Origin of the sequence: Vibrio sp. 10N.261.51.C6 (assembly GCF_041471785.1) — a bacterium.
Taxonomy (GTDB): Bacteria; Pseudomonadota; Gammaproteobacteria; order Enterobacterales; family Vibrionaceae; genus Vibrio; species Vibrio crassostreae_C.
In genome coordinates, this window is record NZ_JBFRPB010000059.1 from 21,644 (window position 1) to 32,433 (window position 10,790).

Genomic DNA, 10,790 nt, shown 5'->3' on the forward strand with positions numbered 1-10,790 from the left:
AGCTAGCTTACCTCCCATCTTCAAACAGGGTAGAATGTTGCTAGTCTTATCGCATGGAGCGCTAAATGAAACCCATGAAAAATCTTGCCCAGTATTACGTGGATCTACTCGTAAAACTGGGGATTGTCCGCTTTTCTATCTTACTCGCCCTAGCGCTTGTTGCCCTCGCTGTTGTTGTGCAAGTCGGTATCACCCTTGCACTCAAAGGCAATGTTGATGACATCGACATTGTCCGTTCAGTTTTCTTCGGTTTAGTGATCACGCCTTGGGCGGTTTATTTTCTGTCAGTGGTCGTGGACCAGTTGGAAGAATCACGTCAAAGGTTAGCGAAATTGGTCTCTAAACTTGGCGACATGCGTGAGCGAGACCAAGAACTCAACAATAAAATGCAGCTCAATATCGAGAAGCTTAATCAAGAAATTGAAGAGCGTGAAAAAGCGGAAGAAGCGCGCGCAGAAGCAATGCAAGATCTCGAAAACGAGGTGTTCCAGCGCGAGCGTACTCAGCTTGAACTCGCAGAACGTACTGCACTGTTACGCTCGTTTATCGATGCCTCGCCTGACCTTATTTACTACCGTAATGAAGATGGTGTGTTCTCTGGTTGTAACCGTGCGGTTGAAGAGCTCACTGGTAAAACAGAAAAAGAGCTAGTTGGTTTAACTCCTTGGGATGTTTACAGTAAAGAGGTCGCTCAGCAAGTTGTTGAAACCGATAAGAAAGTATTTGCTGACAACCAAGCACTGACTTATGACCAATGGCTTGAATACCCAGATGGCCGCAAGAGTTACTTCGAACTGCGTAAAGTGCCTTTCTACAGCAAAGATGGTCGTCACTTGGGCTTGGTTGGTTTTGGCCGCGATATTACTGAACGTAAAGAGCATCAAGAGTCGTTAGAAAAAGCCAGCCGCGATAAGACCACCTTTATCTCAACTATTAGCCACGAGTTAAGAACGCCGCTCAACGGCATCATTGGCTTGAGCCGCATGCTGCTTGATAGCCAACTGACCACCGAACAGCGCAAGCAGATGCAAACCATCAAGGTGAGCGCGGTGACACTGGGTAATATCTTCAACGATATTATTGATATGGATAAGTTCGACCGCCGTAAGCTTGAACTCTTCCCTACGCCTATTAACTTTGAAGATTTCGTTGTCGAGATCGAAAGTATCTCTGCGTTGATGGCTGAGCAGAAAGGGTTAAGGTTCGATCTAGAAAGATTGTCTGATCTTCCAGCTGCTGTTGAGGTGGATGGTACTCGTCTTAGACAGGTACTGTGGAACCTTGTTAGTAACGCGATGAAGTTCACCAAAGATGGTGGAGTGGTGATGACAGTCAGCGCCGACATTGATGGTGACTTTGCCAACATTACGATGGAAGTGGAAGATACTGGTATTGGTATCCCTGAAAGTGAAATCGAGAAGATCTTCGCGATGTACTATCAGGTGAAATCGGGCACGGACAACTTGCACGCTGTCGGCACGGGTATTGGTCTCGCTGTCTCTCAACAGCTAATTAATATGATGGATGGCCACATTGAAGTCATCAGTGAAGAGGGCTTTGGCAGTACCTTTACGGTTTCGATTCGAGTTCCAGTGAATCACGATACTCAGGCTCTGATCAAAACGCCAAGAAAACAGTCGAATCTTAAGATCTTTATGGTCGAAGACATTGAACTCAATATCACAGTGGCTCGCTCTCTACTTGAAAGCCTTGGCCATGAAGTGACAGTCGTGATGACGGGTAAAGAGGCGCAAATTGCTTTCAATCCTGAAGACTATGATTTGGTGTTGTTGGATATCCAACTGCCAGATATGACGGGTTTCGATATTGCTCAATACTACCGCGAGAAATACAGCCAGCTACCGCCTTTGGTGGCGTTAACTGCGAACGTATTAAACAACAAGCAAGAGTACTTCCAGAAAGGCATGGACGAAGCGATCAGTAAACCTTTGTCGGTTCGAGCTATCCAAGATGTCATCAGTGAACTTATCGAAGATGCACCAGAGGTAATTGAGAAGGTAGCGGGCACCGATAAGGTTGAGAGCATTGATAAAATCGACGCGAGTAAGCCTTTTCTTTCAGAAATTGATACCACTTTACTTGATATTGATATGCTAGAGTCTTATGTTGATATTGTTGGATCGAAACCGGTTTTGGATAGCATCGCGATGTTCGAAGATATGATGCCGGAGTATCTGGAAATATTGAACTCCAACATGGTCGCGAAAGATAAAGCCAGTATCGTTTCTGAGGCACATAAGATTAAAGGTGCTGCAGGTTCTATTGGTCTGAAACGCATCCAACAAGTTGCCCAGAAAGCTCAATCTCCAGATTTGCCTGCGTGGTGGGAGAACATTTCAGATTGGGTTGATGAGATAAATAACGAATACCAGAATGACATTGAAGTTTTAAAGAGTTGGTTAAATCAAAGGTAGAAGAATAATGAAAAAATTAGCATTCGCCGCATGTGTAGTGGCATTAGCGGGTTGTTCTACGCCACAAGTAGAATGGCAGCAAGATAATCAAGTCGAAGTATCTGCAGCAACAGTTACCATGAAAAGCAACCTTTGGCACAACAAGATGCCAACGATTGGCGAGACTCAAGATAAGACCCTGCATGGTTCTATCTACCTAGAGTCAGACTCACAACTGCCAGCAACGCTTGCGGTTGAGAGTGTTACGGTTAAACAGGGTGCAGACACCTTGTTGGTAACGGCTGACGATCTTGATTTAAGAACACACAGTGAAACTCAATGGGAAGTCGCGTTTGTATGGCAGTTAGAAATCGACAGTGATAAGCCTGTTGATGTGGCGGTGGAACTTAAAGATGGCGAAACCGTGAAGTGGCTAGTAGAGAAAGACGTTAAGGTGGATACGGTTTACTAAAACCTTATCCAATTAAGAACAATAAAAAAGGGAGAATGCGTTGGCATTCTCCCTTTTTAATAACTATTGATGACGCTTCTAATGTTCAAAGTACTTACTGGTGAGTAGTGCTAAATGGTCAGAAGCGCGAATCGAATTAGTCTTCTAGGTCACCACAAAAGCGGTAGCCTTCACCGTGAATCGTTGCAATGATTTCTGGCGTACCAGAAACAGATTCAAAGTGCTTACGAATACGACGGATTGTTACGTCTACAGTACGATCGTGTGGCTTAAGCTCACGGCCTGTCATCTTCTTAAGAAGGTCTGCACGTGTTTGGATCTTACCTGGGTTCTCACAGAAGTGAAGTAGAGCACGGAACTCTGAACGAGGTAGCTTGTAGCCTTCGCCATCTGGGCTAACCAGAGAACGACTGTTGATATCTAGTACCCAACCGTTGAACTCATACTTCTCAACGCTACGCTTCTCTTCTTGAACAGAGCTTGTGCTCATTGAACGGTTCAGAAGGTTGCGTGCACGGATAGTCAGTTCACGAGGGTTGAAAGGCTTAGTGATGTAGTCATCAGCGCCGATCTCTAGGCCAAGGATCTTATCAACTTCATTATCACGACCAGTTAAGAACATAAGCGCTACGTTTGCTTGCTCACGTAGTTCACGCGCAAGTAGTAGGCCATTCTTACCTGGAAGGTTGATGTCCATAATTACAAGGTTAACTTGGTTGTCAGATAGCACTTGGTGCATCTCTTCACCGTCGCTAGCCTCAAAAACAGCATATCCCTCTGCTTCAAAAATACTCTTTAGAGTGTTACGAGTTACTTGCTCATCTTCAACGATAAGAATCTGCGGGGTTTGCATTTGGCGGTACCTAAATTTGTGACGAAACTGTGCTAATAGAATAAATTCTAGGCAAAAACATAACATACAGGTAATGTATTTTTGATGATAACTTAAAGTTTTCAAAAAAACACTTACTTCCAGCTATCTGCCTTCCTTGAAGTATTGCCCAATAACGTAGATCCAGTACGCCTTTCAATCATTCTTTTAGTGATTGGAGTGGATTCTATAATGTTAACAGCATGCTAACAACGCGAGAATGTTAATTCCATTCACTTTGTTGATTTACATCAATTGCCGTATCGCAACAAACTTTAATAGTATGGCTACAACTTAACCAATGTTATGGTGACTATTTAGCACCAAAACAAGAATGATTATTCGAGATGCTTCGCACATCTTGCCTGCTAAAGACCGGATTATGAACCAAGGAAGCTGAAAGCTGTCTTAAGAGTCTAGTAGATAAATATGCTCAATCAACTTTTATTGAGTAATAAATTGAGCATAGAACAATGAAAACAAAGGATTAATTTTAATAACATATAAAAGCATAGAGGCTAGCCTGACATAACCGGTAACGCCTTACTCACGGAGGATATATGCACGATATAACACCCGACTTGTGTGATGAGTTTGAAAGCGAAGTCACCCTACTGAACATGCCATTGCAGAACTTCGGCCAACGTGGTGCGTTCTTTGGAAAAATTGTAACAGTTCGTTGTTATCACGATAATTCCAAGGTTCGCGAGGTTTTAGAGACCGACGGCTGTGGCAAAGTGCTTGTCGTTGACGGAAATGGCTCATGCCAGAAGGCGCTGCTTGGCGATCAACTCGCTATTCTCGCGATAGAAAACGGTTGGGAAGGCGTGATTGTAAACGGTGCGGTGCGTGATGTAGGCATGATGTCGCAAATGGACCTTGGCGTTCAGGCGTTAGGTGCATCGCCATTCAAAACAGAGAAACGCGGTGTCGGCCAAGTGAATGTGACACTCTCTATACATAATCAACTGATTCAGCCTGGTGACTATATTTATGCCGATTGGAATGGCGTGTTAATTTCATCTGAGCTGTTAATTGAATCGTAACTGACTCAAATTGAATGCCGTTGATAGATTAGAACGGGGAATGGTTTGTGATGTACTAAACGGGGAATGGTTTGTGATGTACTAAAAGTTTGGATCTCAATCCGCACTAATCTGTTAATAAAGAACAAGCTAAAGAGACTAAAAGCGAAACCCTAGTCCCACTTCAACACCTTGCTGCCACTCTTCATAATCAAGGGTGGCATGCAAATCTAGGTTATCTGTTAGTTGCACTCGGCTGGAAACCTCTGCGGCTACCGATTTCTCATTGTCTTCGGTCTCGTCTTTATAGGTGTGTAGAGAACTGTTAAAAGAGACTCTTTCTGAGAACTGATAACTGACACCACTCAAGAATCCACTTTCCTGTTTCAGTGCCGCACTATTGATACGTGTACCGACGTAAAGATCTACATCTGAAAACAAGCTATAAGAGTAGCCACTGTCTATCTTCCAAGTATCGAAGCTTTCACTCGACGCGTTTTGTGTGGAGATAAAGAATTTATGAGAAGAACTATCGATCTGGCTGGGTAGTAGAGGCAAGCTATTCGCTGAACAAACAACAGGCATAGCAAAAGCCAAAAGAATAAGTAATCTCTTCATTTCCCACTCCTGATGTCATTATTATTGTTCTTCGAACGTTATCGTTCAATTAAAGCACAGAACTTGTACGTTCGCTGCACAATCGATATAGCATTTTGTTATGACTATATATGCGATTGATCACTCTTGCCTGTTCAATGAGTAAATCCAGTATCTTAAGTGAAGGTTTATACAGGGTGTTTTATCCCTTAAATGACGGTTTGCTCTGAAAAACGGTGCGAATGTAAAAAAAACGCAACTTTTCATTGACGTCCAGTGGTAAAAATTGATACACGTAGAGTAAAGCACAAGCAGAGAATTTGATATGCAGCACGTAAGCCACCTAGTAATGACCACAACCATTATTATTACCGACATTAACATTGTTGGGGCAGGCTGCTAAGTAACGGATTTTAAAAAAAAGGCCTGTATCCAACAAGATACAGGCCTTTTTTTGTACCATTTTTATGACTTATGGAGAAAGGGATGCGCGTTTTAAAGTTTGGAGGTTCATCATTAGCTGATGCAGATCGTTTTTTACGAGCGGCTGATATCATCGCTAATAATGCCCAGCAAGAAGAGCTAGCCGTTGTACTATCGGCTCCAGGAAAAACAACCAATAAGTTGGTCGCTGTTATTGAAGCTGCACTGAAAAATGGTGAAGCTGACGCACAGATTACAGAGATCGAATCTTCATTTAACACACTGTTTGCAGAGATCAAAGCGGTCGTGCCTTCTATCGATGGTGCCGCGTTTCAAGAGCAGGTGGATACCTCTCTTGCTCAGCTAAAGCAGTTCGTGAATGGCATCAACCTACTTGGTATGTGCCCGAACCACGTTAATGCTCGCATCATCAGTAAAGGTGAGCGAATCTCTATCCAGTTAATGAAAGCGGTACTGGAAGCGAAAGGCCAACCAGCAAGCCTGATTGACCCTGTCCAATACCTATACGCTAAAGGCGATCACCTTGAAGCTATGGTCGATGTGGATGTCTCTACTCAGAACTTCCAACAATCTCCACTTCCTAAAGGTCACGTTAACATCATGCCTGGCTTTACTGCGGGTAATGAAAAAGGTGAGCTAGTCACACTAGGTCGTAATGGCTCTGATTACTCAGCGGCGGTTCTAGCGGCATGTCTACGCGCTGATTGTTGTGAGATCTGGACAGATGTCGATGGTGTTTACAACTGTGACCCGCGTTTAGTGGATGATGCTCGTCTTCTTAAATCGCTAAGCTATCAAGAAGCGATGGAGCTTTCTTACTTCGGCGCTTCGGTTCTACATCCGAAGACTATCGCTCCTATCGCGCAATTCCATATTCCTTGCCTAATCAAAAACAGCTTCAACCCACAGGGTGCAGGTACTTTGATCGGCCAAGACACTGGCGAAGATAACCTAGCAATCAAAGGCATCACTACGCTAAGTGACCTAACGATGGTTAACGTATCAGGCCCAGGTATGAAGGGCATGGTTGGTATGGCGAGTCGTGTATTCGGCGCGATGTCTTCTGCCGGCGTTTCTATCGTCCTTATTACTCAATCTTCTTCTGAGTACAGCATCAGCTTCTGTATTGAATCGGCTGATAAGGTGAAAGCGAAACAAGTGTTGTCAGACGCGTTTGAACTTGAACTTAAAGATGGCCTGTTAGAGCCGGTTGAGTTTATGGATGACGTTGCGATTGTAACGCTGGTGGGTGACGGTATGCGCACTTCACGTGGCGTAGCATCTCAGTTCTTCTCTTCTTTAGCTGAAGTGAACGTCAACATTGTTGCTATTGCTCAAGGTTCTTCAGAGCGCGCTATTTCAGCGGTTATCCCTGAAGACAAAATCTCTGAAGCAATCAAAGCGTGTCACGAGAACCTATTTAACTCTAAGCACTTCCTAGATGTATTCGTTGTGGGTGTCGGCGGTGTTGGTGGCGAGCTTGTTGACCAGATCCAACGTCAGCAAGGCAAACTGGCTGAAAAAGGCATCGTGATTCGCGTATGTGGTTTAGCAAACAGTAAAGGTTTGTTGCTAGACAGCGATGGTCTACCGTTAGAGCAGTGGCGTGACCGTATGTCGAGTGCGACTGAAGAGTTCAGCCTAGCGCGTTTAGCGGCTTTGGTTCAACGTAACCACATCATCAACCCAGTATTGGTTGATTGTACGTCTAGCGAAGGTATTGCGGCGCAGTACGCTGATTTCCTAGCGGCTGGTTTCCACGTAGTAACACCAAACAAGAAAGCAAACACAGCAAGCATGGCTTACTACCATCAGCTTCGTGAAGTTGCACGCAACTCACGTCGTAAGCTGATGTACGAGACAACAGTAGGTGCAGGTCTACCGGTCATCGAAAACCTACAGAACCTTATCTCTGCAGGTGATGAACTTGAGAAGTTCAACGGCATTCTTTCAGGTTCACTGTCTTACATCTTCGGCAAGCTTGATGAAGGTATGACACTGAGCCAGGCAACCAATATTGCAAAAGATAACGGCTTCACTGAACCGGATCCTCGAGATGATCTATCTGGTATGGATGTGGCGCGTAAGTTGCTTATTCTTGCTCGTGAAGCAGGCATGGCGCTTGAACTTGAAGATGTTGAAGTAGACCAAGCTCTGCCACCGGGTTTTGATGATTCAGGTACGGTTGAAGAGTTCATGGCTCGCCTACCAGAAGCGGATGCTTACTTCAAAGAGCAGTCAGCTATCGCAGCAGAAGAAGGTAAAGTACTTCGTTATGTGGGTGAAATCGCTGAAGGTAAGTGTAAGGTTCGTATCGCTGCTGTTGATGGCGACGACCCAATGTTCAAGATTAAAGATGGCGAGAACGCATTAGCATTCTACAGCCGTTACTACCAACCAATCCCTCTAGTACTGCGTGGCTACGGCGCGGGTACTGAAGTAACAGCTGCTGGCGTATTCTCTGATGTGATGCGTACTCTTGGTTGGAAATTAGGAGTTTAAGAATGAGTTCAAGTGATATGGATGTTGTCGTTTATGCTCCTGCATCAATCGGTAATGTCAGTGTAGGGTTTGATGTGCTGGGGGCCGCTGTGTCTCCAGTGGATGGCACGCTGCTAGGTGACCGAGTTATGGTTAAAGCCGGTGATGAACCATTCTCACTTAAAACTGCAGGCAGCTTTGTTTCTAAGCTGCCAACTGAAGCAAAAGAAAACATCGTTTACGACTGCTGGGTGGTGTTCTCGAGAGAGCTTGATAAAAAAGGCGTTACGCTAAAGCCTTTAGAAATGACACTAGAAAAGAACATGCCTATCGGTTCAGGTTTGGGTTCTAGTGCATGTTCAATCGTCGCGGCACTGGATGCGCTAAACCGTTTTCACGGTCAGCCCCTGAATGAAACTGAACTGCTTGCTCTGATGGGTGAAATGGAAGGCAAGATTTCAGGTGGTATCCACTACGATAACGTTGCGCCATGTTACCTTGGTGGTGTGCAGCTCATGCTTGAAGAGCTAGGCATCATCAGCCAAGAAGTACCGTGTTTTGACGACTGGTACTGGGTAATGGCTTATCCGGGTATTAAGGTTTCAACGGCTGAAGCGAGAGAGATCCTACCATCTCAATATCGTCGTCAGGATATTATTGCTCATGGTCGTCACTTAGCGGGCTTTATCCACGCGTGTCATTCAGGTCAACCTGAACTGGCGGCGAAGATGATCAAAGACGTGATCGCTGAACCATATCGTGAGAAACTGCTTCCAGGGTTTGCTGATGCTCGTAAATACGCGCTGTCAGCTGGGGCACTGGCTACTGGTATTTCTGGTAGTGGTCCAACTCTATTTAGCATTTGCAAAGAACAAGATGTCGCCGAGCGTGTTGCACGCTGGTTAGAACAAAATTACGTACAAAATGAAGAAGGATTCGTTCACGTTTGTCGCCTAGATAAGCAGGGTTCGATCGTTACAGGAAGTGAGTTATGAAACTGTACAACATCAAAGAAAATGATGAACAAGTCTCTTTTGGCCAAGCCGTTCGTCAAGGCTTAGGCCGTAATCAAGGTCTATTTTTCCCATCTGAACTGCCAAAGTTTGATGATATCGATGCGCTGCTAGCAGAGGACTTTGTCCCTCGTAGCTCAAAGATTCTGTCAGCATTGATTGGTGATGAATTACCAAAAGAACAGATCGACCAAATGGTGGATGCAGCGTTCCAATTCCCTGCACCAATCAACCAAGTAAAAGACGGCGTTTACGCGCTTGAGCTTTTCCACGGTCCAACACTGGCGTTTAAAGATTTCGGTGGCCGCTTTATGGCTCAATCTTTAGCAGCTGTTTCTGATGGTGGTCAAATCACTATCTTAACGGCAACATCAGGTGATACTGGTGCGGCGGTTGCGCATGCTTTCTACGGCATGGAAAACATCAATGTTGTGATTCTTTACCCGAAAGGCAAGATCAGCCCACTGCAAGAGAAGCTGTTCTGTACGCTTGGCAAGAACATCCACACTGTGGCGATTGATGGTGACTTTGATGCGTGTCAGGCTCTAGTTAAAGACTCATTTGATGACGCTGAACTGCGTAAAGAGATCGGTCTTAATTCGGCAAACTCGATCAACATCAGTCGTTTAATGGCTCAGATCTGTTACTACTTTGAGGCGGCTTCTCAGCTGACTAAAGAGCAACGTGAAAACCTCGTTATCTCTGTACCAAGTGGTAACTTTGGTAACCTAACGGCTGGTCTATTGGCTAAAGCGCTAGGTCTACCTGTTAAGCGTTTTATCGCAGCAACTAACGAAAATGACACTGTTCCTCGTTACCTAGAAACAGGTCAATGGGATCCAAAACCGACTGTTGCGACAACATCGAACGCGATGGACGTAAGCCAACCAAACAACTGGCCTCGTATCGAAGAGCTTTGCCAACTGAAGGGTTGGGGCTTAGATACACTAGGCAAAGGTAAAGTATCTGACGAGCAGAGCGCTGAGTCAGTTCGCGACCTAAAAGCACAAGGTTACCTATGTGAACCACATGGTGCGATTGCTTACCGTCTACTGGAAGAGCAACTGCAAGAGAACGAAACTGGCTTGTTCCTGTGTACAGCACACCCAGCGAAATTCAAAGAAGTGGTTGATGACATCCTAGGTTCTGATATCGAACTGCCTGGCCCGCTAGCAAAACACGCGGCGATGGAATTGTTGTCTGAAGATCTTGATAACGATTTTGAAGCGCTAAAAGCTGTGCTTCGTCGAGTTCAACCGTAACGTCCATTTGTTTTTCGAACAAATAAAAACGGCGCTCAATGAGCGCCGTTTTTGTATTGTGCGCCGAGCATGGCGTTGATCTAGGAGGTGAAAGTCCTCTACGGGCTCAGTCGAGCGAGAACCGTTAGCCTATGCAAGGGTGTTCACCGTGAGGTGAAATCTGAAGGAAGCAAATGGCAAAACTTGGTTGTGACGAACAGAAATCTGATAG

Annotated in this window: 8 protein-coding genes, 1 pseudogene and 1 other annotated feature; of the genes and pseudogenes, 6 read left to right on the forward strand and 3 right to left on the reverse strand. The window is 45.0% G+C overall.

Going from position 1 to position 10,790, the window contains the following annotated elements:
- The first annotated feature begins 65 nt into the window (after positions 1–65).
- Together arcB and AB4375_RS16165 are read left to right on the forward strand one after the other, a co-directional pair.
- On the forward strand, positions 66–2,435 hold the full coding sequence (gene arcB, locus AB4375_RS16160) for an aerobic respiration two-component sensor histidine kinase ArcB (protein ID WP_017070078.1): 2,370 nt from the start codon (positions 66–68) through the stop codon (positions 2,433–2,435).
- A 7-nt stretch (positions 2,436–2,442) separates the two neighbouring features.
- Positions 2,443–2,886 (forward strand): hypothetical protein, encoded by a 444-nt coding sequence (locus tag AB4375_RS16165; RefSeq protein ID WP_017070077.1) that lies wholly within the window; start codon positions 2,443–2,445, stop codon positions 2,884–2,886.
- Positions 2,887–3,022: 136 nt separating this feature from the next.
- Here the strand turns inward: AB4375_RS16165 and arcA are convergent, their stop codons facing one another.
- The gene (gene arcA / locus AB4375_RS16170) at positions 3,023–3,739 is read right to left on the reverse strand and encodes a two-component system response regulator ArcA (protein WP_004741534.1); all 717 of its coding nucleotides are present in this window, start codon (positions 3,737–3,739) and stop codon (positions 3,023–3,025) included.
- Positions 3,740–4,168: 429 nt separating this feature from the next.
- Positions 4,169–4,270 (reverse strand): annotated as a pseudogene (locus tag AB4375_RS16175) (ribonuclease activity regulator protein RraA); the annotation flags it as partial.
- Positions 4,271–4,317: 47 nt separating this feature from the next.
- On the opposite strand from AB4375_RS16175, the gene AB4375_RS16180 reads away from it, so the two are divergent.
- Complete coding sequence (locus AB4375_RS16180) at positions 4,318–4,803, forward strand: putative 4-hydroxy-4-methyl-2-oxoglutarate aldolase (protein ID WP_017059310.1); 486 nt, start codon at positions 4,318–4,320, stop codon at positions 4,801–4,803.
- A 138-nt stretch (positions 4,804–4,941) separates the two neighbouring features.
- On the opposite strand, the gene AB4375_RS16185 is transcribed toward AB4375_RS16180, so the two are convergent.
- Positions 4,942–5,400, reverse strand: coding sequence for a hypothetical protein (locus AB4375_RS16185; RefSeq protein ID WP_017070076.1), 459 nt, complete (start codon positions 5,398–5,400; stop codon positions 4,942–4,944).
- A 317-nt stretch (positions 5,401–5,717) separates the two neighbouring features.
- Positions 5,718–5,836 (forward strand) — a sequence feature (Thr leader region).
- A 29-nt stretch (positions 5,837–5,865) separates the two neighbouring features.
- On the opposite strand from AB4375_RS16185, the gene thrA reads away from it, so the two are divergent.
- Genes thrA through thrC form a run of 3 tightly spaced genes read left to right on the forward strand, consistent with a single transcriptional unit; the run spans position 5,866 to position 10,579 of the window.
- A complete protein-coding gene (gene thrA / locus AB4375_RS16190; protein ID WP_017059312.1) occupies positions 5,866–8,325 on the forward strand; it encodes a bifunctional aspartate kinase/homoserine dehydrogenase I in 2,460 nt (819 codons plus the stop codon).
- A gap of 17 nt (positions 8,326–8,342) precedes the next feature.
- On the forward strand, positions 8,343–9,299 hold the full coding sequence (gene thrB, locus AB4375_RS16195; RefSeq protein ID WP_032545653.1) for a homoserine kinase: 957 nt from the start codon (positions 8,343–8,345) through the stop codon (positions 9,297–9,299).
- Positions 9,296–10,579 (forward strand): threonine synthase, encoded by a 1,284-nt coding sequence (gene thrC / locus AB4375_RS16200; protein WP_102394353.1) that lies wholly within the window; start codon positions 9,296–9,298, stop codon positions 10,577–10,579. Before thrB ends, thrC begins: the two co-directional genes overlap by 4 nt.
- The last annotated feature ends 211 nt before the right edge of the window (positions 10,580–10,790 follow it).